The sequence below is a fragment of the Tunturiibacter empetritectus genome (assembly GCF_014201375.1).
In the GTDB taxonomy this organism is placed as follows: domain Bacteria; phylum Acidobacteriota; class Terriglobia; order Terriglobales; family Acidobacteriaceae; genus Edaphobacter; species Edaphobacter lichenicola_D.
The window spans coordinates 604,770-630,229 of record NZ_JACHDZ010000001.1 but is presented as its reverse complement, the minus strand read 5'-3'; the positions used below and the strand labels follow the sequence as shown (position 1 = coordinate 630,229).

The 25,460-nt window shown below is 60.2% G+C and carries 26 protein-coding genes; 18 read left to right on the top strand and 8 right to left on the bottom strand.

The features are described from left to right. Positions 1 to 167 precede the first annotated feature (167 nt). The 7 genes from HDF10_RS02760 (at position 168) to HDF10_RS02730 (ending at position 8,365) form a co-directional block, all read left to right on the top strand. Entirely contained in the window at positions 168 to 1,487 is a 1,320-nt protein-coding gene (locus HDF10_RS02760) for a ThiF family adenylyltransferase (RefSeq protein ID WP_183810212.1), read from the top strand. Between the two features lie 187 nt (positions 1,488 to 1,674). Beyond that, a complete protein-coding gene (locus HDF10_RS02755; protein ID WP_183810210.1) occupies positions 1,675 to 2,340 on the top strand; it encodes an RNA polymerase sigma factor in 666 nt (221 codons plus the stop codon). Next, on the top strand, positions 2,337 to 2,645 hold the full coding sequence (locus tag HDF10_RS02750; RefSeq protein WP_183810208.1) for a hypothetical protein: 309 nt from the start codon (positions 2,337 to 2,339) through the stop codon (positions 2,643 to 2,645). Before HDF10_RS02755 ends, HDF10_RS02750 begins: the two co-directional genes overlap by 4 nt. Positions 2,646 to 2,966: 321 nt before the next feature. Next, complete coding sequence (locus tag HDF10_RS02745; RefSeq protein ID WP_183810206.1) at positions 2,967 to 5,402, top strand: ABC transporter permease; 2,436 nt, start codon at positions 2,967 to 2,969, stop codon at positions 5,400 to 5,402. Positions 5,403 to 5,815: 413 nt separating this feature from the next. Then, the gene (locus tag HDF10_RS02740) at positions 5,816 to 7,141 is read left to right on the top strand and encodes an APC family permease (RefSeq protein WP_183810204.1); all 1,326 of its coding nucleotides are present in this window, start codon (positions 5,816 to 5,818) and stop codon (positions 7,139 to 7,141) included. Positions 7,142 to 7,154: 13 nt separating this feature from the next. Beyond that, on the top strand, positions 7,155 to 7,724 hold the full coding sequence (locus HDF10_RS02735) for a carboxymuconolactone decarboxylase family protein (protein WP_183810202.1): 570 nt from the start codon (positions 7,155 to 7,157) through the stop codon (positions 7,722 to 7,724). A 92-nt stretch (positions 7,725 to 7,816) separates the two neighbouring features. Then, on the top strand, positions 7,817 to 8,365 hold the full coding sequence (locus HDF10_RS02730) for a carboxymuconolactone decarboxylase family protein (protein WP_183810200.1): 549 nt from the start codon (positions 7,817 to 7,819) through the stop codon (positions 8,363 to 8,365). Between the two features lie 146 nt (positions 8,366 to 8,511). On the opposite strand, the gene HDF10_RS02725 is transcribed toward HDF10_RS02730, so the two are convergent. Then, positions 8,512 to 9,210, bottom strand: a complete 699-nt coding sequence (locus tag HDF10_RS02725) for a DUF3800 domain-containing protein (RefSeq protein ID WP_183810198.1) — start codon at positions 9,208 to 9,210, stop codon at positions 8,512 to 8,514. Positions 9,211 to 9,722: 512 nt separating this feature from the next. Here HDF10_RS02725 and HDF10_RS02720 point away from each other — a divergent pair. Continuing rightward, positions 9,723 to 10,337, top strand: coding sequence for a shikimate kinase (locus HDF10_RS02720; protein WP_183810196.1), 615 nt, complete (start codon positions 9,723 to 9,725; stop codon positions 10,335 to 10,337). A 146-nt stretch (positions 10,338 to 10,483) separates the two neighbouring features. Here the strand turns inward: HDF10_RS02720 and HDF10_RS20745 are convergent, their stop codons facing one another. Beyond that, the gene (locus HDF10_RS20745; RefSeq protein ID WP_260177567.1) at positions 10,484 to 10,720 is read right to left on the bottom strand and encodes a hypothetical protein; all 237 of its coding nucleotides are present in this window, start codon (positions 10,718 to 10,720) and stop codon (positions 10,484 to 10,486) included. On the opposite strand from HDF10_RS20745, the gene HDF10_RS02715 reads away from it, so the two are divergent. The 4 genes from HDF10_RS02715 to HDF10_RS02700 all read left to right on the top strand — a co-directional run bounded on the left by HDF10_RS02715 (position 10,613) and on the right by HDF10_RS02700 (position 13,806). Continuing rightward, positions 10,613 to 11,575, top strand: coding sequence for an AI-2E family transporter (locus HDF10_RS02715; protein WP_311732679.1), 963 nt, complete (start codon positions 10,613 to 10,615; stop codon positions 11,573 to 11,575). The genes HDF10_RS20745 and HDF10_RS02715 overlap by 108 nt on opposite strands. A 147-nt stretch (positions 11,576 to 11,722) precedes the next feature. Further along, on the top strand, positions 11,723 to 12,322 hold the full coding sequence (locus HDF10_RS02710; RefSeq protein ID WP_183810194.1) for a hypothetical protein: 600 nt from the start codon (positions 11,723 to 11,725) through the stop codon (positions 12,320 to 12,322). Between the two features lie 161 nt (positions 12,323 to 12,483). Continuing rightward, complete coding sequence (locus tag HDF10_RS02705) at positions 12,484 to 13,227, top strand: RsmE family RNA methyltransferase (protein WP_183810192.1); 744 nt, start codon at positions 12,484 to 12,486, stop codon at positions 13,225 to 13,227. Between the two features lie 42 nt (positions 13,228 to 13,269). Further along, positions 13,270 to 13,806, top strand: coding sequence for a methyltransferase family protein (locus HDF10_RS02700; RefSeq protein ID WP_221271375.1), 537 nt, complete (start codon positions 13,270 to 13,272; stop codon positions 13,804 to 13,806). Between the two features lie 70 nt (positions 13,807 to 13,876). Here HDF10_RS02700 and HDF10_RS02695 read toward each other — a convergent pair whose 3' ends face one another. The 6 genes from HDF10_RS02695 to HDF10_RS02670 all read right to left on the bottom strand — a co-directional run bounded on the left by HDF10_RS02695 (position 13,877) and on the right by HDF10_RS02670 (position 20,437). Beyond that, a complete protein-coding gene (locus HDF10_RS02695; protein WP_183810188.1) occupies positions 13,877 to 15,064 on the bottom strand; it encodes a permease in 1,188 nt (395 codons plus the stop codon). A gap of 158 nt (positions 15,065 to 15,222) precedes the next feature. Further along, positions 15,223 to 16,371 carry a molecular chaperone DnaJ gene (gene dnaJ, locus HDF10_RS02690; RefSeq protein ID WP_183810186.1) on the bottom strand — a complete coding sequence of 383 codons (1,149 nt, stop codon included), beginning with the start codon at positions 16,369 to 16,371 and terminating at the stop codon, positions 15,223 to 15,225. 353 nt (positions 16,372 to 16,724) lie between these two features. Continuing rightward, entirely contained in the window at positions 16,725 to 17,309 is a 585-nt protein-coding gene (locus tag HDF10_RS02685) for a nucleotide exchange factor GrpE (protein WP_183810183.1), read from the bottom strand. 319 nt (positions 17,310 to 17,628) lie between these two features. Beyond that, on the bottom strand, positions 17,629 to 18,705 hold the full coding sequence (gene hrcA, locus HDF10_RS02680) for a heat-inducible transcriptional repressor HrcA (RefSeq protein ID WP_183810181.1): 1,077 nt from the start codon (positions 18,703 to 18,705) through the stop codon (positions 17,629 to 17,631). Between the two features lie 244 nt (positions 18,706 to 18,949). Beyond that, positions 18,950 to 19,783 (bottom strand): Mrp/NBP35 family ATP-binding protein, encoded by an 834-nt coding sequence (locus HDF10_RS02675; protein WP_183810179.1) that lies wholly within the window; start codon positions 19,781 to 19,783, stop codon positions 18,950 to 18,952. A gap of 132 nt (positions 19,784 to 19,915) precedes the next feature. Then, complete coding sequence (locus tag HDF10_RS02670) at positions 19,916 to 20,437, bottom strand: acyl-CoA thioesterase (protein ID WP_183810177.1); 522 nt, start codon at positions 20,435 to 20,437, stop codon at positions 19,916 to 19,918. A 217-nt stretch (positions 20,438 to 20,654) separates the two neighbouring features. On the opposite strand from HDF10_RS02670, the gene HDF10_RS02665 reads away from it, so the two are divergent. The 6 genes from HDF10_RS02665 to HDF10_RS02640 all read left to right on the top strand — a co-directional run bounded on the left by HDF10_RS02665 (position 20,655) and on the right by HDF10_RS02640 (position 25,460). Further along, the gene (locus tag HDF10_RS02665; protein ID WP_183810175.1) at positions 20,655 to 20,966 is read left to right on the top strand and encodes a tetratricopeptide repeat protein; all 312 of its coding nucleotides are present in this window, start codon (positions 20,655 to 20,657) and stop codon (positions 20,964 to 20,966) included. Positions 20,967 to 21,063: 97 nt separating this feature from the next. Further along, positions 21,064 to 22,596 (top strand): sigma 54-interacting transcriptional regulator, encoded by a 1,533-nt coding sequence (locus tag HDF10_RS02660; protein WP_183810173.1) that lies wholly within the window; start codon positions 21,064 to 21,066, stop codon positions 22,594 to 22,596. Between the two features lie 70 nt (positions 22,597 to 22,666). Next, the gene (locus tag HDF10_RS02655; RefSeq protein ID WP_183810171.1) at positions 22,667 to 23,086 is read left to right on the top strand and encodes a hypothetical protein; all 420 of its coding nucleotides are present in this window, start codon (positions 22,667 to 22,669) and stop codon (positions 23,084 to 23,086) included. A 9-nt stretch (positions 23,087 to 23,095) separates the two neighbouring features. Beyond that, complete coding sequence (locus HDF10_RS02650; RefSeq protein WP_183810169.1) at positions 23,096 to 24,340, top strand: vWA domain-containing protein; 1,245 nt, start codon at positions 23,096 to 23,098, stop codon at positions 24,338 to 24,340. A gap of 132 nt (positions 24,341 to 24,472) precedes the next feature. Beyond that, on the top strand, positions 24,473 to 25,231 hold the full coding sequence (locus HDF10_RS02645) for a COG4280 domain-containing protein (RefSeq protein ID WP_183810167.1): 759 nt from the start codon (positions 24,473 to 24,475) through the stop codon (positions 25,229 to 25,231). A gap of 10 nt (positions 25,232 to 25,241) precedes the next feature. Then, on the top strand, positions 25,242 to 25,460 hold the full coding sequence (locus HDF10_RS02640; protein WP_183810165.1) for a hypothetical protein: 219 nt from the start codon (positions 25,242 to 25,244) through the stop codon (positions 25,458 to 25,460).

Sequence of the window (25,460 nt, the reverse complement as noted above, 5' to 3'; positions counted from 1 at the left end):
TCTTTCACGATGCACCCGCGAGCCCGCATCCAGAGCCTCCGCACTCGCGGCAAAGCTCTTTTTTCGTAGGATGCCGAAAGCCAATGGCCTGCCAGCCGGTTCCCTGCACATCCGTCCTTCCCTATACTACGAAACAGCAGCCTTTTTTGGACGGCGCGACCTCCATCATGTCAAAGCATCCAGCACCCTCCTTCGAAGAACCGGCCACGAGCATCCACATCGGCACCCCCGCCGCCGCGCAATCCTCCAAGACCCCTAAAACTGTCACCACCATCCCCTCCACTCCCAATCGAGCCATCTCACATCCCGTCATCCTCGATACGGACCGCTACTCCCGCCAGATTCTCTTCCCCGGCATCGGAGCCACCGGCCAGCAACTTCTAGCCTCCGCCCACGTCGCCATCATCGGCGTCGGAGCCACCGGAGCCGCCACCGCCTCCCTCCTCGCCCGCGCCGGTGTCGGCACCCTCACCCTCGTCGACCGCGACTTCGTCGAGCCATCCAACCTCCAGCGCCAGATCCTCTTCGACGAAGCCGACGCCCGCGACTCCCTCCCCAAGGCCGAAGCCGCCCGACGCAAGATCGCCCTCTTCAACTCCGACGTCACCGTCCACTCTCACATCACCGACCTCGTCCCCGCCAACATCCACGAACTCCTCGCCCCCGCTGACCTCGTTCTCGACGCCACCGACAACTTCGAGACCCGCTACCTCCTCAACGACTACTGCGTCCAGCAATCCAAACCCTGGATCTACGCCGCCGCCATCGGCGCCTACGCCGCCACCATGAACATCCTCCCTCTCCCTATCGACTCTTCAAAAGCTGTCATTCTGAGCGATGGCGGCGAAGCCGCCGAGTCGAAGAACCCCCGCATTTCGTCTTTACGAGCGGAGCGGAGCGACGTACCCTCTCCTCCATCTTTCGGAGCGGAACCAAGTGACGCACCCTACGCCCCTACCGCCTGCCTCGCCTGCATCTTCCCCAAGCCACCCACCGGCCCCGTAGAGACCTGCGACACCGCCGGCATCCTCTCCACCGCGGTCAACCTCGCCGCCTCCATCCAAACCACAGAGGCCCTCAAGCTCCTCACCAACCAGCCCCATCTCATGCGCCGCACTCTCCTCTCGCACGATCTCTGGTCCAACGAGCGCACCGAGATCAATACCGCCCGACCCAACCCCTCCTGCACCGTCTGCGGCCAGCGCCTCTTCACCCACCTCGCCGGCGAAGGCCGCCCTCACATCACTCTCTGCGGCCGCAACTCCGTCCAGATTCACGAGCACCACCGCCCCGTCGACTTCGCCGCCATGCGCAACCGCCTCGCGCCCCACGCAGACATCCACAACCTCCGCTTCAACCAGCTCCTCCTCCGCTTCCAACGCGGCCCTCACACCTTCACTCTCTTCCCCGACGGCCGCGCCCTCATCCAGGGCACCACCGACATCACCCTCGCGCGCTCTCTCTACGCCCGTTTCATCGGCTCCTGATCAACCAAACAAAAGATCGGCGGAAGCCCCAAAGATCAACAGAGATCAGCTGTTTCCCCCCTGAAACAACCCTTCCCGCCCGTCCTCCATCCAATATTTCTACGACACAATATTTCCTCCGTTTGCGGTAGGCTCGAAGCAGGCGACAACTTAACGGTGAATGATTAATTTAGTCCGGAGTCTAGCTATGGACGTCCAAGGCCTACAAATGACCCAACCAACACCACCCACTCCTGGCGTCTTCAAACGCAATCCACCCATCGCGGGCGAAGCCGAAGCCATCGAAGCCGCGAAGAACGGCGACGCAGAAGCCTTCTCCAAGCTCTACGCCCTGCACAAACGCCGCGTCTACACCCTCTGCCTCCGCATGCTCGGCAACGTCTCAGAGGCCGAAGACATGACCCAGGAGGCCTTCCTGCACCTCTTCCGCAAGATCGGCAGCTTCCGCGGAGAGTCCGCCTTCTCCACCTGGCTCCACAGGCTTACCGTAAACTTGGTCCTCATGCACCTCCGCAAGAAAGGCCTCAACTTGGTTTCCCTTGAAGAGACCATTAACCCTTCGGAAGAAGACGCACCCAAGCGTGACTTCGGCAGCCGCGACCTGGCCCTCACCGGCTCGGTCGACCGCGTAGCCCTCGAGCGGGCCGTAGCCTCTCTGCCCCCCGGCTATCGCATGGTCTTCGTCCTTCACGATGTCGAAGGCTTCGAACACAACGAGATCGCCACCATGCTCGAGTGCTCCACCGGAAATAGCAAGTCGCAGCTCCACAAGGCCCGCCTCAAACTCCGTGAGCTCCTCCGCCAGCCTCAACCAGCTGCCCAGCCAAATGGCCTCAAGGAGGTAGCGGTATGACTGAATTCAAATCTCTCGACTTCGACAGCATGACTCCCGCCGACTTCGAGACTTATCTGCCTGAGTTCTTTGCCAACGGAGACGGACACGTCAGCACCGATCCGCGCCTCCAGACCTTCCTCAGGAACAACCCAGACTGCGCCGCTCTCGTCCGCGACCTCGAAGCCATCGCCGACCAGGCCCGCAGCCTCTTCGAACCTACCGAGGACCAGGACCCCAGCGACGCCGTCTGGAGCAACATCCAGAACAAGCTAAAGCAGAGCACTGGCGGCGAAGACGACCTCCCCGTCCCACTATCCGTCTAGGGCTTATCGTCATCTCGACCGAAGCGACGGACAGTCTCATCGTCCGTCGCGAAGCGGAGAGACCCCCGTATTTTGCTTTTGCAGTTGCTTGTTTTCACTGAAATCAGGCTGCAAGCTTATGCAAGCTGTGCGTCTATGGACTCCTCCGTCCATTTGCGGACATCGTCTCGCGCAGTCCTCACCCCCGAAGACCTGTAACCACCGCTGATACAAGGCAGATGCAGGCAGATACAAGCCATAGAACCGCTCAGCCAGCCCATCTCATTTGGTCACTCACATGCTCTAAGTCCGGCAGGTCCATAGGCTGCGCAAGGAGTCTGCATGAGATCTCTCCTTCAAGACGTCCGTTACGCCCTCCGCCAACTCTTCAAGAGTCCCGGCTTCGCAGCCACCGCCATTCTCTCCCTCGCCTGCGGAATCGCTGCAACCTCAGCCGTCTTCAGCGTGGTCTGGGGAGTCGTCATGAATCCCTACCCCTACGCCGCACCCGACCGCATGGTTCACTTTACCCTCGGCGGCACCACAGGCAACGGCTATTATCCCGTGCAGCTAACCGCCCCTCAATGGCAACAACTCCGCCAGGTCCCAGCCATCGAGGACTCGGCCCTGATGAACTTCAAACGCTTCACCATCACCGGAAGCGACCTGCCGGAAGACGTTCAGGGCAGCCAGATGACCTCGAATGCCTTCAACTTCTTCGGCGTGCCTACCCTGCTCGGCCGAGCAATTTTGCCGTCCGATGCCATCGACGGCCACGACCCGCAACCCGTCCTCGTGCTCGGCTACAAGTTCTGGCAGCGCCGCTTCAACGGCGACCCCGCCATCATCGGCAAGACCATTCAACTCGATCACCAGCCGTACAACGTAGTAGGCGTTGCCGCAAAGCGATTCACCTGGAATGACGCAGACGTCTATCTCCCCCTGAAGACAACCACAGGCCCCGACCCCTACGAGGTAGAGGCCCGCCTCAAGCCCGGAGTCAGCCACCACATCGCCGAACAACAGATCCAACCGCTCCTCACCCAGTTTGAAAAAGACGCCCCGCGAAACTTCCCTCTCAACCCGGGACCGTTGGCCGTCATCGGCCTCAACGATCAGTTTATGAAAGCGATCGGCCCCTCCCTCGCGCTCCTCTTCGGTGCCGTGCTCCTGCTCCTCGCCATCGGTTGCGGCAACGTGTCGATCCTTCTTCTCGCCCGCGGTGTGGCGCGCGAGCATGAGTTTGCCGTACGCGCCGCCATCGGTGCCTCGCGCGCGCGCATCGTCCGCCAGCTCCTTACCGAAGCCCTCCTGCTCTCCGTCACCGGCGCCACGCTCGGTGTGCTCCTCGCCTACAAACTGCTCGCCGGCATCATCGCGCTCCTGCCCGAATACTCCTTCCCCCACGAGGCCGCCTTCGCCATAAACCTCCCCGTCCTGGCGTTCTCTGTCGTGGTCTCTCTGCTTACCGGCATCCTCTTTGGTCTCTGGCCGGCCCTGCGCCTCTCGCGCCCCGATGTTCGCGAGGCCATGCAGACCGGCACCCGCAAGGTCGCCGGCACCGTCAGCGGCCGAGCCCTCCACAACGCCCTCATCGCCGGCCAGATCGCACTCACGCTCCTGCTCCTCTCTGCCGCCGGCGCAGCCGTTCAAAGTTTCCTCAAGCTCGCCCACACGCCCCTCGGATACGACCCGCACAACACCATGTCCATCGGTCTGCCCATTCGCGACTCCTACTCCACCCTCCCCAATCGCATCGCCTACGTCGAACTCCTCCGCAACAAGATCGCCGAGATCCCCGGCGTTCGCATGGTAGCCATCTCCGCCAACGCCACGCCGCCCAACAACGGCCTCAACTCGCCGATGGAACTCCTCGGCCAACCCTCCTCCCAGGACCGCACCGCGCGGTTCAACTTTGTCAGCGAAGGATACTTTCCGCTGCTCAAAATCTCCCTCCTCCAGGGCCGCCTTTGGACCGAAGCCGAGAACCATAATGCAAACTCTGTCGCAGTCATCAACCAGACCTTCGCCCGCAAGTACTTCCCCAACGGCGATGCCATCGGCCACTCCCTCACGATAGGGGCTCTCAAAAACGCGCCTCCAGAGGTGACCCCTCAACCGGGAGCAATGGGCTGGATCCCAATCATCGGAGTCATCGAAGACAAGCTCGATGACGGCCTGCGCAATCCAGTCGTTCCCGAGGTCTTCATCCCATACACGCTCGCGATGTGGGGTTACACCCAGTTCCTGGTACACACCGACGGCCCACCCACCGCCATGATCCACACCATCGGCCTCCAGATCGCCTCCGTCGATCACGACCAGCAGATCGGCGGGCAGGTCCGCGACCTCGACCACTGGATCAGCACCCAGCAGGAGTACGCCCAGGGCCAGCTCCTCTCCTGGCTCTTCGCCGGATTCGCCATACTCGCTCTCCTCCTCGCAGCAGTCGGCCTCTACAGCGTCGTCTCCTACACCGTCTCTCAGCGCACCAACGAGTTCGGCATCCGCATGGCCCTCGGCGCACCACGCGGCAGCGTGCTCGAGTTAGTCGTTCGCTCAGCGATCACCAGCGTCGGCAGCGGAGTTGCGATTGGAATCCTGCTCACGATCCTGCTGCAAAAAGGTCTGGCGCACTGGGCAGCGGCAACCAATCAGACGTTTACTCCTCTGATCTTCGCAGTGGCCATCCTCGCATCCGTAGTCCTCATCGCCAGCGGCATCCCCGCCCGCCGCGCCACTCAAGTAGAACCAATGGAAGCTCTCCGCTACGAATAACCCTTCGACGAGTAACCCTCCAACCGCCGCTTACATTCCGACGCACGTCTTACTCTGTCCCCCGAGAAATCGTCATCTCGACCGAAGCGACGGACAGTCTCATCGTACGTCGCGAAGTGGATTGCAGCCACAGCTCTCAGTTGCAGCGAACCGATTCATGCTGCGGTATCCGTCCAGACCCCTGCATTTTGTCTTTGCTGTTGCATTTGTATTGTTGTTCCCCTCCCCTCTAAAAAGATCGTCATTCTGAGCGAAGTTGCTCACGGCTTTTTGTGAGCAACGCAGTCGAAGAATCCCTGTATTTGTCTTTGCCCTTTTTCTGTCGTCCCGCAACGGTATCGCCGTTGAGCATCGACAATCTCAACCCTTTGATGGATGGCGATTTCATCTCAGGCGAGTAGCATAGCTCCCTGATGGAACAGCGCCGACAGATGGGTCTAGCCGCCGCCCTCTCCGTGGTCACGGGCGAATCCATCGCGCTCGGCATCTTTCTCACTCCCGCGGCAATGGCAAGATCGCTGGGCTCACCTCTCCTGCTCGCGTCCGTATGGTGCGGCATGGGCCTCATCACGCTATGCGGAGCACTCTGCTACTCAGAGCTGGCCATCAACTATCCGCTGACAGGTGGTGAATATATCTACCTGCGTCAGGGATACGGCACCCGCCTTGCATTCCTCTACGGCTGGATGTCCGCCGCCGTGATGGACCCAGGCCTCGCCGCCGCGCTCGCCGTAGGCGCAGCCCCCTATGTCCTCTCCCTCTTCGGCCTACCACCGCGCACGCAAATCGTCATCCCCGCGTTGATCCTCATCGGCCTCGCTCTCCTCAACTACGTAGGCACTCGCCTCAGCCGCCGCGTCATGACCACAGCGAACCTCCTCAAGATCGCCGTTCTCATATGCCTCGTGCTCTGGGCATGGATCTCCGGCCACGCGACCGTCGCGCATCTGCTGCCTTTAGCCCAACGCCGCCCCGGCTCCGAGCCTCTCTTCGCCGCCATCGCCGGCGCCACCATCAGCGCCTTCTTCAGCTTCGGCGGATGGTGGGAGGCAGGCAAGATCGCCGGCGAAGTCCGCAATCCAAGCCGCAACATGCCCCTGGCCTTCACCGGTGGAGTGCTTCTCGTAACCGCCATCTATCTCCTGGTCAGCGCCTCGTTCCTTATGGTCGTCCCGCTGGAAAAAATCGTCTCCAACACAGCCTTCGTAGCCCAGTTCGGCGAAGCGCTCTTCGGCACCACCGGAGGCAAAGTCCTCTCCGCCTGCGTCCTGCTCTCCGTCCTTGGAGGACTTATGGCCCTCACCATGTCCGCGCCCCGCGTCTACTACGCCATGGCAAAAGACGGCGCATTCTTCGCCCCATTCGGCAGGCTCCACCCGCGCTTCGGAACTCCCGCTAACGCCGTCCTCCTGCAAACAGCCCTCGCACTCCTGGTACTCACCTTCGGAGCCTTCAACCGCATCCTCTCCTTCATCATCTTCTCCGCGGTCTGCTTCCTCGCGCTCTCCGTCACCACCCTCTTCCGCATGCCGCAACCCGTCCGGCGATGGTGGTTCCCCACCGCGCCCATCGTCTTCCTCCTCGGCTGCGCCGTCATCAACCTGATGATCCTCATGCACGATCCCATCCCCGCACTCGTAGGCCTAGTCATCGTCCTCTGCGGCGACCCCGTCCGCCGTCTCTTTTTTTCAAAGACCAGCGTCGAAGCCAACCCACTTCCCCAACAAATTCCATCCTGAAAGGACCACCCTCATGGCACACATCCAACTTCCCGAAGGTCTCCCCGGCATCCGCGGCGCAATGGCCTTCCGTCCCGCAACCGCAAGGCCGCTCAACGATCTCGTAGAGATCCTCCTCCACGCCCCCAACTCCCTCACCCCGGCAGAGCGCGAGCTGATCGCAACCTACGTCTCCTCCGAAAACGACTGCTACTACTGTCAAACCATTCACGGAGCCGTCGCCGCCGCCAGCCTCAACGGAGACGAAGCCCTCGTCAAACAGGTCAAGCACGACTTCCACAACGCCGCCATCTCCGAAAAACTAAAGACCCTCCTCGTCATCGCAGGCAAGGTACAGCGCGGCGGCAAGCACGTCACCACCGAAGACGTCACAGCCGCCCTCGCCCAGGGCGCAACCGACATCGAGATCCACGACACCGTCCTCATCGCCGCCGCCTTCTGCATGTTCAACCGCTACGTCGACGGCCTCGCCACCATCCAGCCACGCGACGAAGCCATGTATCGCGAACGCGGCAAGTGGATCGCACGCGACGGATACGTCAACGTCAGCAAGGAATATCTACCAGCCGAAGTCGCACGCTAGTTGGTTTTGAGTCGTCGCTTTTTTTGTTTGTCATTCCCCAAGGGAATCTGCGTCTGCAATCTCACCATCAGCAAATCGCACAAGGAGCCCCCATGCCCCACATCAAACTGCCCGAAGGCTTCGCTGGAATCAGCAGCGGATTCGTCTATCGCCCCGAAACCGCCAAGCCTATGCGCGAACTAGCCCACGTCCTCCTGCACGAGCCCAGCACGCTAACCCCCGCCGAGCGCGAACTGATCGCAACCTACGTCTCCACCCAAAACGACTGCTACTTCTGCCAGACCAGCCACGCCTCAGCGGCCGCCGCGCATCTCGCCAACGACTGGGGTCTCGTAGAACAGGTCAAGCACAACTACGAGCGAGCCCCTGTCTCCGAAAAACTCAAAGCCCTCCTGACCATCGCAGGCAAGGTCCAACAAGGGGGCAAACACGTCACCTCAGAGGACGTCGCCAAAGCCCGCGAACAAGGAGCAACCGACCTCGAGATCCACGACACCGTCCTGATCGCCGCCGCCTTCTGCATGTTCAACCGCTACGTCGACGGCCTCGCCACTTGGCAACCCGAAGACCCCGAGATGTACGCAAAAATGGGCCAACACCTGGCCACCGAAGGCTACCTAGCCCCCTCCATCAAAGCCTGAACAAAACCAGCATCGAGCCGCCAGCGACAACGAACTGCAGTGTTGCCAGCGTGTTCTTTCTCGAATGGTGCTGTGGGCGTTCGACATCAGCGAACAGCAAACTCCAGATACCGGCTGGCCCATGTGGTCAAGTTTGAAACTGGTGTCTAGCGGGTATAGAGACCATGAACAACTCCGCCCTCGGAGTCAAAGCATTTCTGTATGGTCTTGTAATAACGATCATCCCCTCGTTCAAATTGAAGGAATACGGCATAGGCCACAAGATCCGCGAGTTGAATCAGCCGGGAAGCTCTTGAATCCATAAAAACAGGCACTTCGGCATAATTTCTCGTAACTCCGTATGTGTGGCCTGAGTGCTTAAATTCCCTTGCTAAGGTTTGAATTCTAGCTTCCGTAGCAGATTCGTCGAACAGGATGAGTCCTCGCTGAGGATCGTCTTTCTGGCGATATAGCCGTCCGAGAAATTGGTCAAACCTGCTGCTCAATTGCTCAAATGCGACTTTGGCAATATCTTGTCCAGCAAAGTTCCTTTTGTCTAAAACGGCCGCAAAGATTCTTACGTGGCGAGGATGACGGTCGCAAACCCCAATTTTTAACGCATCAATAATTGCGTTATGCCGATCAACTTGAGGGAACTGATCCCAACCATTTCTACCAGTTCTCATCGGAGAGCCATGAAGCTCTATGGCGTGAGGATTATGAGGTAAGAACCTAGCTGCTATTTTATTTAGTTCAGTTTCAATCCAATGCGTTTCTCTTTCGAATACGGAAACACCTGCCAGAACAAAATAATTTTGATTCGGGTCGCCGATGCTTCCCGATTCGTCAGCGTAGAGCAGATGCATTAGCCGTTCTCCAATAAAAATGGGGTTGCGTGTATCGCAACCCCAGATAGGTCAGCCGGGAGGGATATACTACCCTGCGCGCCGCCAAGCAGATCGGCACTCCCAGCCTGTATTCAACGCTACATCACATTCGATGTAGTATCAATCGGTATTGATCAGAATTATTTCTATTGTGTTCCTATTTAGTTGTAGATAAAAGGCTTACTGGAATACATCTATCCCCCAATAATCCAATCCATTCTTCCATCGACCATACCTGCCTAACGTCTCAACCCCTTGCAATCCCCCAAACCCCCGGTGTATCCTCCAACCAGCATGCCGAGCCGCTTCCAGTCCGCTTTTTTTACCTTCTCCTATTGGCGCCACCCAGCGGCCAGTGGAGTCCTCGCATGCATCTCTGAAAACACCTAAAAAACTTCAGAGTCTTCGACCTTCCCGAGCCGCAACCCACACAGGTTGCGGCTCTTTCATTTTCTGCACCACTCGTTTTACAGGCACACTAAGGAGAGGCAATGACGTCTACCGAACCCGACACCCAAATCCAGCCCCAGTCCGAAACCATGACCCAGGCCCCAGCCCACCTCAAACGTCTCGTCCTCACCGGCTTCATGGGAGCAGGCAAGTCCACCATCGGCCGCCTCCTCGCCGCCCGCATCGGCTGGAACTTCCTCGACCTCGACGCCCACCTCGAAGCCCGCACCCACGCCACCATCCCCCAGCTCTTCGAGCAGCAAGGCGAAGCCCGCTTCCGCCGCCTCGAATCCACCGCCCTCGCCTCGGCCCTCGGCTACAGCAACATCGTCCTCGCCCTCGGCGGAGGAACCCCCGAAGACCTCACCAACCGCCTCCTCCTCGAGCAGACCCCCGCCACCTTCACCATCTTCCTCGACGCCCCCTTCCCCACTCTCTTCGACCGCTGCATGCTGCAGGATCTCGGTGATCCAGCCCTTGCCCGACCTGTCCTCGCGGACCCCGCCGCCGCCCAGCTCCGCTTAGAACGCCGCCACCCCCTCTACCGCCGCATGGCCGCGCTCACCATCGCCACCTCCGACCAGACACCCGCCCAGACCGTCGAAGCCCTCCTCCTCGCCCTGCCTCCATCGAAAGCATCTTCAACCAGACCGTAATGCCCGGGTGCCCCATCCTTCGCGCCCTTGCGAAGGGTGGTATGCGATACTGTCCGACCACCCAACAGTCACGCTGAGACAAACCTCAGACCCCAACCCCCAGACTCAAACTCCGCACTCCCGCACCTAAGCAGTGGAAGTGCACACTATCTGCATCTCAACGTCAGCACCATAGGAGAACCCGGCTGACCAACCCCACCCCCGACGACCTCACCCCCTACGAGAAAAAAACCCGAGCCCAGGTCCGCGGCAACATCCTCTTCTTCTTCGTCGTCATCCTCCTGCTCGCACTCGCCTGGACCCTCCAGAAAGAGCTGCTGATCATCTACGTCAGTGCTCTCTTTGCCGTCGTCCTCATGCCCGCGGTCACGCGCATCCGCCAACTGAAGATCCGCAACTACCAACCCTCCCGCGGCGTCGCCATCGTCCTGCTCATCGCAGCCGTAGCCCTCGTTCTAGCCGTCTTCTTCACCACCGGCCTCCCGCCAGTCCTCAGCGACCTCCGCAACTTCTCCGCCGAGCTCCCCCACCGCATCCCCGAGGTCGTCGCTCGTGTCAAAAGAATTCCCTTCGCCGACAAGTTCGGCATCGACTCCCTCGCCCAGCGCGCCGCCGGAGCCTTCGACGCCACCGCCGGCTATCTCTTCACCTCACTCCCCCTCTGGCTCTCCCATCTCTTCGACATCCTCACCGCAGCCTTCCTCTGCATCTACTTCATGCTCGAAGGCGAGCACGCCTACCACTTCTTCCTCTCCCTCTTCCCCGGTGACGAACGCCACCGCCTCAACAACACCCTCAAAAAAGCCGAGCGCAAGATCAGCAAGTGGCTCGTCGGCCAGGGGCTCCTCATGCTCATCCTCGGAGTCTCCAGCACCATTGTCTTCGGCCTCCTTCACGTCCGGTACTTCCTCCTCCTCGGCTTCCTCATGGGCCTCTTCAACCTCATCCCCATCGCCGGCGGAGTCATCACCATCGTCATCGCCGCCGGGGTCGCCGCGCTCGACTCCTGGACAAAGATGGGAGGCGTCCTCATCTTCTACGCCATCTACATCAACCTCGAAAACGCCGTTCTCACCCCCCGCATCATGCGTTCCAGCGTCAACCTCATGGGCCTCACCGTCCTCGTAGCCCTTCTCCTCGGAACCGCCCTCGCCGGCATCGTCGGCGCCCTCGTCTCGGTTCCCACCGCCGCCCTCATCACCGTCCTTCTGGAGGAGTATGCCGTTCAAAAGGACTAACCTCAGCCCCGCCCACCTGCAACTCTTGTGGTACGTCCCTGCATTCTTATCTCCATCAGCGTTTACAGACCTGCACCACCGCGATTAAGTTAAATTTCAGCGTTTTTAATCTTCTGCAAACCAACCAGCCTTGCTATTCTCATCCCAGTGTCCGACCTCAAGTTTGCCCAATCCGCTCGAAGCAACCTGCTGGCACCGGTCCTTCTGGCGTTTCTGATCCTCGGCATCACCCTGGCCCTGGTCATGCGCTTCACCCCCCATAAGACCGCCGACCTCGACATCCTCCACACCACCGTCTACCCAGCCCACACCGTCTTCAAAGGCGAGTCCATCCTCGTCGGCCACGATCAGGGCCAGGACGACCTCTACGTCCTCACCACCCTCCGCATCACCGACGGCCTCCGTCTCCCCCTCTTCCTCAAGGACTTCACCGCCACCCTCACCACCGGCGACGGCGAAGAGATCACCACCAGCGCCGTCGAAAAAGACGACTTCGCCAACCTCTATACCTCCTTCCCCGCCCTCAAGCCCCTCGCCTCCGAACCCCTCCTCCGCGAGACCATGATCAGCCCCGGCCAATCCGCCCAAGGCATGATCCTCCTCCACTTTCCCATCACCCAGGACGTCTGGGATCATCGCCGCACCGCCGTCCTCAACGTCGACCTCTACCATCAGGGCCAGCAGGCCGTCATGATCAGCCGCGCCAGCGAAGCGGACCCCAACCCCGCCCCCAAAGTAGCCAACTGACTCAACTGACTTTTCGAACGCACCCACAATCAACTTCCCGTCATCCCGACCGGACCCTGAGCAAGCGGAGCGCGTCGAAGGGGCAGTGGAGGGCCCCCCGCATTTCGCCCGAAGCGCCCCAAACCCTCCGTGAGAATCCACCCAACCCATAAACTAGACCCATGACTCGCCGCCGCTGGATCGCCGACACCTGGACCGCCACCACCGCATCCCTCACCGGCGACCAGGCTACTCACCTCGCCCGCGTCCTCCGCGCCGAACCCGGCCAGATCTACGACGTCGTCTCCAACGGCTTCCTCCATCGCGCCGAGATCACCCGCGTCACCGCCGGGGACAGCGATCAAGACTACGAGGTCCTCTTCACCCTCCACGAAGAGCTCGCGTCCGACGCCGCCCTTCCCCTCCATCTCCTGCTCGCCGTCTTCAAGTTCGACCACATAGAGTGGGCCATCGAAAAGGCCACCGAGCTAGGCATAGCGAAGATCACCCCCATCCTCGCCCGCCGCACCGAAAAGCACCTCGCGCAATCAGCCCTTAAACGCGCCGAACGCTGGCGCCGCATAGCCCTTGAAGCCAGCAAGCAATCCCGCCGCACCGACATCCCCGAGATCGCCGACCCCACCCCACTGAAGTCCGCCCTCGAAAGCGAAAGATCCCCCACCCGCATCCTCCTATCCGAGACCGAGCAGACCCTCACCCTGACCGCCGCCCTCAAAGCCGCAACCTCGTTGCAGAAAGATACCGACACCGCCCTCGCCATAGGCCCCGAAGGCGGCTGGACCCCCGAAGAGATGTCCCTCTTCACCGACCATCAATGGCAGCACGTCACCCTAGGCCCCCGCATCCTCCGCGCCGAAACCGCCGCCATAGCCGCCATCGCCATAGCCTCCACCCACCTCATCTGAACGGAGACGTAAATGCAAAGGTACTTCGGACCTCTGACCATCGTGCTGCTGCTTGGCCTGGTAGGCAGCCGTGTCTTGCTGATGAGAAGCAAAGGAATCGAAGCGATGAACTTCGGCAAAATAGACAAAAAAGATTTCTTGATTCCACCCTTTGCCTTCTTCTACTTCTACCTGATATTTGCCGCCGCATTCAATCTTCCGACCGTAAGCAGACAAGAACTCTTTCACTCCCGAGCAGCCTCCTGGGCCGGAGTCTTGGTTTGCCTGGCAGGTCTGTTCCTGCTTCTCCTGAGTCTCATCTCTTTTGGCAAGAGCTTCCGCGTTGGCATTGACCAGGCCCACCCGGACAAACTCGTAACCACCGGCATCTTTGCCTTCAGCCGCAACCCCATCTATGTAGCATTCGGGTCTGTCTTACTCGGCCAGTTCCTGCTGTTCTCAAATTGGATTCTCTTGGTCTATATGCTCGCTGCCGTCTGGCTGTTCCACCGGCAGGTATTGCGCGAAGAACAATATCTGAGAAGTCACTACGGCCAGCAATACTCCGAACACTGCAATCAAGTGAGGCGATATCTATAAGCAATAAGATCGCAGAAACAGGTATTAGAGCAGATCCAAGGTAGACGGCTAAGAAGAGTCTTTCACGCCCTTATCCGTGGTCATCCATTGGCGCCGCAGTATGAGAATGGGAGTGATCCCTTCCCTCCTTCTGCGGCTCACTCATCATCCGCAGCATCGCCGGGCCTCCCGTTCTTAAAAACCGAATCACCAGCAACCCCGCCAACACCAGAAAGCCGATGTTTAGCCACGTCGTGTAATTCCACGAGATCGCCTCCTCCATCACCCGCGCATCCCTCTGCTGCGGAATCAGGTGCAGCGCACCGAACACAATCTCCACCACGAAAGCCGCAGCCGCCATCGCCACATAAAACGTCACGAAAAGAAATGCGCTCACCCTCCACCCGTAATACTTGCGGTAGATATTCAGGATCGGAAGAATGATCAGGTCCGCAAAAAGAAACGCAATCACGCCGCCAAAGCTGATCCCGCCATTCCACAGCACCGCCGCCAGCGGCACATTACCCACCGAACACACAAACGAGATCACCGCCACCGCCGGCCCGACCAGCGGTCCCCATATCTTCGCCAATAACGGATGCCCCGCAAAGAAGAACGTCTGCCAAAAATGCTTCGGGACCCACGCCGCCAGCGCTCCCGCAATCAGCAGCCCCACTCCGATATCCACCCACAATGACGCCCAGTCCATCACAAAAAAGTGGCTAACCGCCGTTCTTCCCTTATCCGAGGTAGCCCGCTGCCACAGCGTTCCTTCGTGCACACTCATGTCCATCGCCGCGTGCCCTTCCATGCGACCCTGAATCCCTCGCTCCGCCTGCTGCCGCGCAGCCTCCACCATCTCAGGCCGAAGCAGCATCCTGAACAGCACCACCAGCAACCAGATCATGACCGGTCCACCCACAAACTCCGCAAGCGTAAACCGCCATCCCATCAGCACCGCCAACAGAATCCCCAACTCCATCACCAGGTTCGTCGAAGCAAACTGGAATGCCATCGAAGCGGTAAAGTTCGCCCCCTTCCGGAACATCGATCTCGCCAGCGCAACCGCCGCATACGAGCAGGACGAACTCGCCGCCCCCAGCCAGCACGCCTTCACGATCGTCCTCGGTCTGTCATCCGGCAGCAGTCGCGACATCTCTTCCTTCGACACCACCGCCTGCACCACCGCGGAAAGCAGAAATCCAAGAATCAACGCCCACAGAATCTCCCAGGCCATCGTCAACGACATCATCAACGCATGCCCAATAGCCAGAAACATTCCATCCCCCATCCAACTTGCCTGTCGCTAGTCTCTATTCTGATCCGGCAAACTGTCTCGCCGTTGCCAATCTTTCCATTGTCGATCGCATCGAGCCTTAAAAAGTACGCCCGAGCCAAAGCCCGGGCATCTTCCAATCTCAAGCTGACTAGCTGCCCTCAGCTGAACATATCCTTCACCTTATCGAACAACCCACGCGACGTTGGCGTATTCTCCACCACCATCGTCTCGCTCAACTGCTTCAACAACTCCCGCTGCTGTTTACTCAGCTTGCCCGGCGTCTGCACCCGAATCTCCACAATCAAATCACCCTTACCATGCGAGTTCAGATGAGGCACGCCCTTGCCCTTCAGCTTGAACGCCTTCCCACTCTGCGTGCCCTCAGGAACCTTGATCGTCGCTGCACCCTCGAGCGTCTGAATCTCAAGCTCCGTTCCCAGCGCCGCCTGCGGAAATGAGATCGGCATCACACAATGCAGATCATCGCCATCGCGCTCAAAGAACTTGTGCGCCTTCACACTCAGCACGACATACAGATCACCGGCAGGCCCCGCATACTTGCCCGCCTCGCCCTCGCCCGAGTAGCGAATCCGCGTATCCTGCTCCACACCCGCCGGCACCTTTACCAGAATCGAGTGCTCGCGTTGTACCCGCGTCTCGCCCTTGCACGTCTGGCACGGGTCAACGATCAGCGTCCCCGTCCCCCCGCACGCCGAGCAGGTTCGCGCCACAGAAAAGAACCCCTGCTGAAACCTCTGCTGTCCGCGCCCGCCGCACTGTGTACAAGTCACCGGAGCCTTACCCCGCGCCGCACCCGAGCCCTTGCAATCAATGCAGGTCTCCATGCGCCGAATCGTAATCTCCTTCTCCTTACCGAAGACCGCCTCTTCGAACTCGAGCTTCATGTCATACCGCAGATCCCGCCCACGCTGCACCCGCGAGGCCTGCTGGCGGCCATTCCCACCCATGTTGAACATCTCGCCGAAAAGATCGCCGAAGATATCCCCCAGGTCCTGCGCATTGCCGCTGAACCCGCCGCCGAACGGACCACCAGCCCCGCCGCCGTTCTGAAACGCCGCATGTCCATACCGGTCATACGCCGCACGCTTGTCCGGATCGCTCAACACCGAGTAAGCCTCGCCGCACTCCTTGAACTTCCCCTCCGCAGAGGGATCGTCCGGGTTCCGGTCCGGGTGATACTGCATGGCAAGCTTGCGATACGCAGTCTTCAACTCCTGGTCACTCGCATCCCGCGAAACACTCAATACTTCGTAGTAGTCAACCTTCGTCACGTTTGCCGTCGCCATATCCCTGAAATCTCTTTCCATTCTATGCAGCTACAAATCTATGCAGCTACAACTCTCGCAGTACTGGAATCCCTTTGCAGTTGCGGTTGTGTCTTCTCATCCTCAACCAGCCAATACCCATCGGGTGCCCCATCCATCGCGCTTTTGCGATGGGTGGGAAAGTACGCCTTCACTCAGCCGCATTTGCTTTTCGCCGTTGCTCTTGTTCTTGCCGTTGCATTGTTGTTGCTTCTGCCGTTGCTTGTTCTCTTGCTGTCATCCCCGAAGGGGATCTGCGTCTGTCCTTGCCTTTGCCTCTAGGTACCCCAAGGCTTCAGCCTTGGGCCTCTCTACGAAAGAAGGACCCTCTTCTCCTAATCCGCAACCTGATTCGGATTCGCCGCAATCCTAACCAGCGCCGGCCGCAACAACTTCTCGCGGATCCTGTATCCCCGCCGAATCTCCTCCAGCACCTGGTGGTCCGGGAACTCCTTCGTTTCGATGCTCCCCAGAGCCTCATGGATTCGAGGGTCGAACTGCGTCCCAACCGTCTCCACCGCCTGCACATTCAGCCCCTTCAGCGCATCTTCCATCTGCTTCAGAATCAGCTCCACGCCGCTACGAAGCTGCGCAGCCGTACCATTCGCCTTCAGCGCCAGCTGAAAGTTATCCATCACACTCAGAAACGGCTCAACCGTATTCGAAACCGTATAGTCCCGCGAGTCGGCCCGCTCCTTCGCCTCACGCTTTCGCGCATTGTCGAACTCGGCCTGCAGCCGCGCCAGCCGATCCAGCAACTGGTCCCGCTCGCCCTTCACCTGCTCAAGCTCCGCCTGAGCAGGGCTCATCTCATTGATCGGCTCAACCTCAGAACCCACACCCACCTCCGGCTCCATCGTTCCCCGCCCAGTCGTTTCCTGTTCCGCCATCTGATCCTGCATCTTCTTTGAACTCCTCATCGTGTTACCTCTTCCATTGTTGCCCATCCGGGCCCATCGCGCGAACTGCTCCCTGGCATTCATCCCCAAAAACCTCCGCCAGCCGTTCCAACTCCGAACGTCCCCACCTCTGCGATTCTCAAAAATCCCACCCCGTCCCCTACTTCGCAAAAATAAATCTCAAAAATCTGGCGCATCTTCAGGCGCTCAAAAGTGTGCGGTTAACAACCACGTTCAGCCACGCAAAACACCACAACCACACCACAAATTCACCACGTCCAAACACCCTATTCTCTCAAAAACCCCAGCAAAAACCACGCCCCACCACGCCAGAAAAAAATCACTCCTCAGGATGCAGCATCCGATCAAAAACCTGCGCAATATAGCTCACCGCATTCATCGTATTCTCGTAGTGCATCCGCTTCGGCCCAATCACACCGACCGTCCCGCGGCTCTCCCCGCCCATCCGCGCCGGCGCAGCAATCAACACAAGTCCCGCCATTTCAGGAGCTTGCTCCTCCAGGTCAAACACCACCCGCACGCTCTCCTGCCGCGCATCGATGTAAGCATTCAACAGCTCCACCAGCCGCTGCTTCGCCTCGAGCGCCGTCAAAACCTCCCGAAGCCTCTCCCTATCCTCTTGCGAACCAACGAGATTCGCCACCCCATCCACATAAACCGTCTGCACCGGCACGTCCATCTCCGGCACCGCCTTCACCCAAAGCTGCTGCACCGAGTTCAGCAACCGCTGATACTCACTCTTCTCCCGCTCCACCAACCGCGCAATCTCCGCCCGCACCCGCTCCACGCTCCACCCACGAAAGTTCTCATTTAGAAAGTTCCCCGCAACCTCTAACTCCCTCACCGTCAAGTCTTTATCAAGCGCCAACACCCGATCCCGCACAAGCCCGCTGCGCGTCACCACCACCGCCAGCACCCGAGCCGGAGCCAGCCGCGAAAAATGCACATGTTCCAGCATGTCGCCATCCGCCGCCGCAGCAATGGCCACGCCCACCCCACTCGACAACGTAGCCAGTACATGCGAAGTCCGCTCTAACACCGCCTGCGTCCCCGCAACTCCAACAAAACTAGAGTCAATCTGCGACCGCGACCGCGCCGACAAGCGGGCCGCATCGATCCTCGGGTTCACCCCGCCGCTCAACTGCTCCACAAACATCCGAAACGCCCGAGCCGTAGGCACCCGCCCCGCGGACGTATGCGGCTGCTCCAGCAACCCCGCATCCGCCAACTCAGCCATCTCGTTCCGCACTGTCGCGGGGCTAAGCCCAGCACTTTCACCACTTTGCAGACGAGCAATCGTCCCTGACCCAACCGGCTCGCCGGTCTCGATGTAGCTCTCGATAATGGCGGTCAGAATAGCTCTCTGCCGCGCCGTAACCCGCTCCGCATCCGCCATTCGTCCCTCCACCCTTAACTTTACGCCACCGGTCAAGCGCCTTTGTCCTGCCGGACGGGCCTCCTGCGCGGAGGGCGGTCACTTCGTGACGCGTATACCGGTCTTAGCAAGATGATCCGCATCGGTCCTCCCGTCGGTCGGAATCATCTTCTCTCGCGACCAACGGGAGCGCCAAGCGAAGCGGTATACACCCCACGAAGTGGGCGCCCCGCGCGCAGCAGGCCCGTCCGGCAGGACAAGGCACTTACGAGATCTCCAGCACATCCTCCGTCTTCGCAGCAATCGCCTTAGACTTCTCCGCAACCTTAGCCGCAATCAGATAGAAGTCCTTCGCCAGCTTAGAATCCGGCCCCGCCAGCGCCACCGGCAGCCCCTTATCTCCACCCTCGCGAATCTGCGGATCAAGCTCGACAGCCCCAAGAAACTCCAGCCCAAACTGCGCCGCCGTCCGTTCCGTCCCTCCCGCGCCGAACACGTCGATCACTTGCCCATCCGGCAGCGTCATCTGCGACATATTCTCCACCAGGCCAATCACCTCCACCTTCACCTGGTGGAACATCTCCAACGCCTTCCGCGCATCCTGCAGCGCCACGCCCGACCCCGTCGAAACCACCACCGCCCCTGTCAGCGGCACCGTCTGCACCAGCGAAATCACCACATCGCCCGTCCCCGGAGGCAGATCAACAATCAGATAATCCAGCTCCCCCCACTCCACCTGCTGCAGAAACTGCCGAATAATCTGGTGCAGCATCGGCCCCCGCATCACCATGGGCTTATCCCCGGGCGAGATCAGCCCCACCGAAATAAACTTCACCCCATGCGCCAGAATCGGCTCAATCCGATTCTCCCCCACAATATTCGGCTGCCGCGTCACGCCCAGCATCATCGGCACATTCGGCCCATAGACATCGGCATCAATCAACCCAACCCGATATCCCAGCCTCCCCAGCGAAACCGCCAGATTCACCGCCACCGTGGTCTTTCCCACTCCACCCTTACCACTGCCAATCGCCACTACATGCGCCACTCCCGGCAAAGGCTGTGGCCCCTGCGGCACTCCTGCTCCCATATGTCCCATAACCTTCTCCTGTCTTAATCCTGTTTGATACCTGTTTAAGATTTGTCATTTCTGACCCTGAGCGAAGTCGAATGGGGAAGAATCCCCGCATTTCGCTCATCGCGCCGAAACTCTTGTCTAGTGGCAGCTAACTCAAACATGCCATCCAGCCCCAAGCGACGCCCTCATCTCCTTCTTCCTCTGCGTCTCCCCCGCCCGCATCTCGCGCCGCCGCCCCGCATCTTCAAACCTGCGTTTCTGATGCTCTGTCTCCGGCACCACCTGCGGCACAACCAACCGATTCCCCTCGCGATCCACGGCGACAAATGTCAGATAAGCCGAAGAGACATGCCGCAATCTCTGCTCCCGCACATCCTCCACCATCACGCGCACCCCAATCTCCATCGACGTTCGAAACGCCCGGTTCACACTCGCCTTCAAGATCAGCAGCTCCCCAACCCGTACCGGAGCTACAAAATCCAGATGATCCATACTCGCCGTCACCGTAAATGCCCGCGCATGCCGGCTGGCGGCCATCGCGCCCACCAGATCGATGTACTGCATCAAACGCCCGCCAAACAGGCTCCCCAGCGCATTCGAGTCCGCCGGCAGCACGATCTCACTTCGCTCCGACTGCGACTCCGCCACAGTCCGCTCTAAAACCAAATCGCTCATTCCTACAAGTCTAAATCCCCAGAACACCGACCGCGGATCAGCGCGGATTCACACGGATCAAAAGCACCAGATTCGGAACGAAGGATCCGCATCACACCCAATCGATCTACAAGCCACCTCACAAGCCGTCCGCCTCAATAACTCAGCACCTGATCCGCGCCAATTCCGTGCCAATCCGCGGTCGGCACTCCGCCGCAAGACCCACTAAAATCCACCTATGGACAAGATCGCCGCTCTCACCGAGATCCTCACCGCCGACCCCACCAACGCCTTCGCCCGCTACGGCCTCGCCATGGAGCACATCAGCCAGGGCCACACCGACACCGCCCTCGCCGAGTTCACCACCCTCATCCAGCACAGCCCCGACTACGTCCCCGCCTACCAGATGTCCGCCCAGACCCTCGCCAAACTAGGCCGCACCAAAGAGGCTCTCGATCGCCTCCACCACGGCATCGCCACCGCCAACCGCACCAACAACCAGCACGCCCTCGCCGAGATGGAAGCCCTCCGCGACGATCTCACCATCTGATCCCGCACAAGCGCATTCACCTCGAAATTTTCAAGTGCCTTTGTTCGTATGCAAAGCCTCTGAACCCTTGATCCCCGCCAAACATCTATACTTAGACATGGCGACCTCACTCCCGACCACTCTAGGCTCTCTTCGCGCAAGCGAATTCACCCCAGCCCGCCTCGCCCGCAGCGTGAAAGACGAACTCCGCGAAAACCTCATCGCGAAACTTCGCGCCTCCGCGAAGACAAAAGCCCCACTCTTCCCCGGCATCGTCGGCTACGAGGACACCGTCGTCCCCCAGATCGTCAACGCCGTCCTCTCCAAGCACAACTTCATCCTCCTCGGCCTCCGCGGTCAGGCCAAGTCACGCATCCTGCGCGCGCTCACCACCCTGCTCGACCCGCACTGCCCCTACATCGCCGGCTCCGAGATCCGCGACAACCCCTACGCCCCCATCTCCAAGTTCAGCCGCGACCTCATCACAAAGATGGGCGACGAAACCCCCATTGCCTGGATGACGCCCGACGACCGCTTCGTCGAAAAACTAGCAACCCCCGACGTGACAGTAGCTGATCTCGTCGGCGACATCGACCCCATCAAGGCCGCCCGCAGCAACCAGGATCTCGGCAGCGAGCTCACCATGCACTACGGCCTGCTTCCCCGCGCCAACCGCGGCATCTTCGCCATCAACGAAATTCCCGACCTCGCCGGAAAGATTCAGGTCGCACTCTTCAACATCATGCAGGAGGGCGATGTGCAGATCAAAGGCTACCCCGTCCGCCTACCGCTCGATGTGGCCATCGTCTTCTCCGCCAACCCCGAGGACTACACCGCTCGCGGCAAGATCGTCACCCCGCTCAAAGACCGCATCGGCAGCGAGATCCGCACCCACTATCCAGAGAACGTAGAAGAAGGTATCGCCATCACCGCACAGGAAGCCTGGTCCACACGTCCAGCCTCCAGGATCGAAATCCCCCACTACATCCGCCAGATCGTCGAGCAGATCGCCTTCACCGCCCGCGAAGACAAAAAGGTCGACAAGCGCAGCGGTGTCTCGCAGCGGCTCCCGATCAGCACCATGGAACTCGTCGTCTCAAACGCCGAGCGCCGCGCCCTTCTCCACGATGAAACCATCGCCGTCCCCCGCGTAGGCGACATCTACACCGCACTCCCCGGCATCAGCGGCAAGATCGAACTGGAATACGAAGGCGAGATGCGCGGAGCCGACACCGTCATCCGCGAGATCATTCGCACCAGCGTAGCGCACGTCTTCGACAAGTACTTCGCCGCCACCAACACCCAGCAGATCGAGCAGTGGTTCAACCTCGGCGGCACCGTCCAGCTCAACGACGAGCAGCCCTCCAGCGGCTCCCTCGAGGAGCTCAAACAGATTCAGGGCCTCATCGAAAAACTCTCTCCGCTTGAGATCAACGCAAAATCCAAACCCGAGATCACCGTAAGCGCAGCCGAGTTTCTCCTCGAAGGCATGTACGCCCACAAGCGCCTGAGCCGCACCGAAGAGCGCGCCTTCAGCGCCGCCGAAAAGAAGTCCCGTAACGATCAGGCCTCGCAGTACGCGGAAAAGATGCGCGAACGCGAGATCGAACGCGACGACTACGCGAAGCGCACCCGCCGCGGCTTCAACTAGAAGCCCTTTTCTACCCCCGTGAGGAAAGCTCAAGGTAGATTCGGGCTTTCCTCACGCACCGGCTCAAACTATGCTCCTGACCTCCACTCTCGCGCTACTCGCCCTTGCCGCTCCCCCGGAGAAGCCGCGCCCTCACCTCTCCGCGGACCAACTGAACGACATCGCCACCATCCTCGCCCACGACGAAGGCTGGCCTCTAGCCGACCCCGACTACACCCTCGACCCCATGCATCCCGACACCGACGACGGCTTCGACTCGATCGGCATCTACAAAAAGGCCCACCTCGTCCGCATGTACTCCATCGACCGCAACACCGGTGACGTGGTCGACTTCCTCCGCGGCTGTCAGGTCTTCCGCTTCGACGACATCAAATCCTTCCAGTCAAAAATCAGACACCAGTCGCAAGCACCCGCTCTCACCGACAAACAGCTCGCCGCCAAAGCCGGCTGTCCACAACTCACCGTCGTCAACACACGCTGGGTCCACTAGGCGAAAACTATGAAGCGCGTCCGATACACAAAGTTCACCGGCGACCTCGCCTCCTCCTTCGGCCTCGAAGATCTCATGCAGGCCCTCTCCGACTTCCTGCTCGACTCCGGCTTCAACGACCCCATGTCCCGCTTCCAGGAGTTCGACGGCGACCAGACCATGGAGAACCTCCGCGAGGCAATCCGCCAGGCCCTCGACTCCGGCGACATCTTCGACGACGAAGCCCAGGAAAAGTACGAAGCCCTCTCCGAAGAACAGGTCGAAGAACTCATTGACCAGATCATCCAGAAGATGCAGGAGCAGAACTTCATCAACGCCGAGATGCCTCAACAAGGCCAGGGCGAACAAGGCGACGGCAACACTGAGGCCCGCTTCGAGGTCACCGACAAAGGCATGGACTTCCTCGGCTACAAAGCCCTCCGCGAACTCCTCGGCCCCCTCGGCAAGTCCAATCTCGGCCGCCACGACACTCGCCACGAAGCCGCCGGCGTCGAGACCAACGGCAGCAGCAAGCTCTACGAGTTTGGCGACACCCTAAATCTGGATATCACCGCCACCCTCTCCAGCGTCTTTGCCCGCGAAGGTCTAGCCACCGCCATCGAGGGAGAAGAGCACGCCCCGCTCAACATCTTCCACTCCGACATCCATGTCCACCAGTCCGACTACCAATCCTCCTGCGCCACCGTCGTCCTGCTCGACTGCTCGCACTCGATGATCCTCTACGGCGAAGATCGCTTTACTCCAGCAAAACGCGTGGCGATGGCCCTCTCGCACCTCATCCGCACCCAGTTCCCCGGCGACACCCTCAACCTCGTCCTCTTCCACGACACCGCCGAAGAGATTCCCGTCTCGCAACTCTCCCGCGTCAAAGTCGGCCCGCACTACACCAACACTCGCGAAGGCCTCCGCATGGCGCAGCGCATCCTCGCCCGTCAGAATAAAGACATGAAGCAGATCGTCATGATCACCGACGGCAAACCCTCAGCCCTCACCCTCCCCGACGGCCGCATCTACAAAAATGCCTTCGGCCTCGACCCCCTCGTCATCTCCGAAACCCTCGAAGAGGTAGCCCGCTGCAAGCGCTCCAACATCATGATCAACACCTTCATGCTCGCCAGCGACTTCTCTCTCGTGCAGTTCGTTCAGCAGGTCAGCGCGATGTGCCGCGGCAAAGCCTACTTCACCACTCCGGAAAATCTAGGCAACTACCTGCTGATGGACTTCATGTCCCGCCGCATGAAAACGGTTCACTAGGCGTCATAGATGCTCCCTCCGACCAACGGGAGGACAAGCGAAGCGGTATACAAGTCACGAAGTGCCGCCCCACGCGCAGTGGGCCGTCCGGCAGGACAACTCTTTCATCTATCATCACCAAAAGGGAGAACGATGGGCACAGGCTGGGCACATATCGGCACCTCAATCACAGCCTCCTTCCTGGCCTCCCTCGTCGAGTGCGTAGAAGCCCTCACCGTGGTCCTCGCCGTGGGCAGCGTCCGAGGCTGGCGCTCAGCCCTCATCGGCAGCGCCTCAGCCATCGCCGTTCTCCTCCTCATCATCGCAGCGCTTGGGACCGCCCTCACCCACATCCCCCTGCCCGTCCTTCAACTCACCGTAGGCACGCTGCTCCTCCTCTTCGGCCTACGCTGGCTGCGCAAAGCCATCCTCAGAGCCGCCGGCCTCATCCCCCTTCACGACGAAGCGGCAGCCTTCTCGAAGAACACCAAAGCCATGCGCCAGCACGGCAACCTCCCCGCCGCCTGGGACAAGATCGCATTCGCCGCCGCCTTCAACATCACCATGCTCGAAGGCACCGAGGTCGTCTTCATCGTCATCGCCATCGGCGCAGGCCGCGCCGGCACCCTCCTCCCCGCCAGCCTCGGTGCCGTGGCGGCTCTCCTCGTAGTCATCACCCTCGGCCTCATCCTGCATCGCCCGCTCGCGCGAGTCCCCGAGAACACCCTCAAGTTCATCGTCGGTGTCCTGCTCTCCGCCTTCGGAACCTTCTGGGTCGGCGAGGGCCTCGACCTCCACTGGCCCGCAGCCGACTGGTCCATCCTCGCTCTCATCGCGGCCTACCTCCTCCTCGCACTGGTGACGGTGCCTCTCTGCCGCAACCGCTCGCAAACCGTGCCATCGATCCCATAGGAAGACCGTCATGAACTCGATCAAAACCATCCTGCGCGAGATCTTCGGCCTCTTCGTCGACGACGGCGCCTTCGCCCTCGCCATCCTCGTCTGGCTCTTTGTCGTGCGAACTCTCTCGCCTCACCTCGGCCATGCCTCCGCATGGTCAGGCCCCATCCTCTTCCTCGGACTAGCCCTCATCCTGATCGAAAGCGCCACCCGCTATTCAAGGCGGCGGACTCTCAAGTAA

What these genes read in the sequence shown, in the direction of transcription:
- HDF10_RS02760 (WP_183810212.1), top strand. Translation starts at nt 168, where the DNA reads ATGTCAAAGCATCCAGCACCCTCCTTCGAAGAACCGGCCACGAGCATC.
- HDF10_RS02755 (WP_183810210.1), top strand. Translation starts at nt 1,675, where the DNA reads ATGGACGTCCAAGGCCTACAAATGACCCAACCAACACCACCCACTCCT.
- HDF10_RS02750 (WP_183810208.1), top strand. Translation starts at nt 2,337, where the DNA reads ATGACTGAATTCAAATCTCTCGACTTCGACAGCATGACTCCCGCCGAC.
- HDF10_RS02745 (WP_183810206.1), top strand. Translation starts at nt 2,967, where the DNA reads ATGAGATCTCTCCTTCAAGACGTCCGTTACGCCCTCCGCCAACTCTTC.
- HDF10_RS02740 (WP_183810204.1), top strand. Translation starts at nt 5,816, where the DNA reads ATGGAACAGCGCCGACAGATGGGTCTAGCCGCCGCCCTCTCCGTGGTC.
- HDF10_RS02735 (WP_183810202.1), top strand. Translation starts at nt 7,155, where the DNA reads ATGGCACACATCCAACTTCCCGAAGGTCTCCCCGGCATCCGCGGCGCA.
- HDF10_RS02730 (WP_183810200.1), top strand. Translation starts at nt 7,817, where the DNA reads ATGCCCCACATCAAACTGCCCGAAGGCTTCGCTGGAATCAGCAGCGGA.
- HDF10_RS02725 (WP_183810198.1), bottom strand. Translation starts at nt 9,210, where the DNA reads ATGCATCTGCTCTACGCTGACGAATCGGGAAGCATCGGCGACCCGAAT.
- HDF10_RS02720 (WP_183810196.1), top strand. Translation starts at nt 9,723, where the DNA reads ATGACGTCTACCGAACCCGACACCCAAATCCAGCCCCAGTCCGAAACC.
- HDF10_RS02705 (WP_183810192.1), top strand. Translation starts at nt 12,484, where the DNA reads ATGACTCGCCGCCGCTGGATCGCCGACACCTGGACCGCCACCACCGCA.
- HDF10_RS02695 (WP_183810188.1), bottom strand. Translation starts at nt 15,064, where the DNA reads ATGTTTCTGGCTATTGGGCATGCGTTGATGATGTCGTTGACGATGGCC.
- dnaJ (WP_183810186.1), bottom strand. Translation starts at nt 16,371, where the DNA reads ATGGCGACGGCAAACGTGACGAAGGTTGACTACTACGAAGTATTGAGT.
- HDF10_RS02685 (WP_183810183.1), bottom strand. Translation starts at nt 17,309, where the DNA reads ATGAGGAGTTCAAAGAAGATGCAGGATCAGATGGCGGAACAGGAAACG.
- hrcA (WP_183810181.1), bottom strand. Translation starts at nt 18,705, where the DNA reads ATGGCGGATGCGGAGCGGGTTACGGCGCGGCAGAGAGCTATTCTGACC.
- HDF10_RS02675 (WP_183810179.1), bottom strand. Translation starts at nt 19,783, where the DNA reads ATGGGACATATGGGAGCAGGAGTGCCGCAGGGGCCACAGCCTTTGCCG.
- HDF10_RS02670 (WP_183810177.1), bottom strand. Translation starts at nt 20,437, where the DNA reads ATGAGCGATTTGGTTTTAGAGCGGACTGTGGCGGAGTCGCAGTCGGAG.
- HDF10_RS02665 (WP_183810175.1), top strand. Translation starts at nt 20,655, where the DNA reads ATGGACAAGATCGCCGCTCTCACCGAGATCCTCACCGCCGACCCCACC.
- HDF10_RS02660 (WP_183810173.1), top strand. Translation starts at nt 21,064, where the DNA reads ATGGCGACCTCACTCCCGACCACTCTAGGCTCTCTTCGCGCAAGCGAA.
- HDF10_RS02655 (WP_183810171.1), top strand. Translation starts at nt 22,667, where the DNA reads ATGCTCCTGACCTCCACTCTCGCGCTACTCGCCCTTGCCGCTCCCCCG.
- HDF10_RS02650 (WP_183810169.1), top strand. Translation starts at nt 23,096, where the DNA reads ATGAAGCGCGTCCGATACACAAAGTTCACCGGCGACCTCGCCTCCTCC.
- HDF10_RS02645 (WP_183810167.1), top strand. Translation starts at nt 24,473, where the DNA reads ATGGGCACAGGCTGGGCACATATCGGCACCTCAATCACAGCCTCCTTC.
- HDF10_RS02640 (WP_183810165.1), top strand. Translation starts at nt 25,242, where the DNA reads ATGAACTCGATCAAAACCATCCTGCGCGAGATCTTCGGCCTCTTCGTC.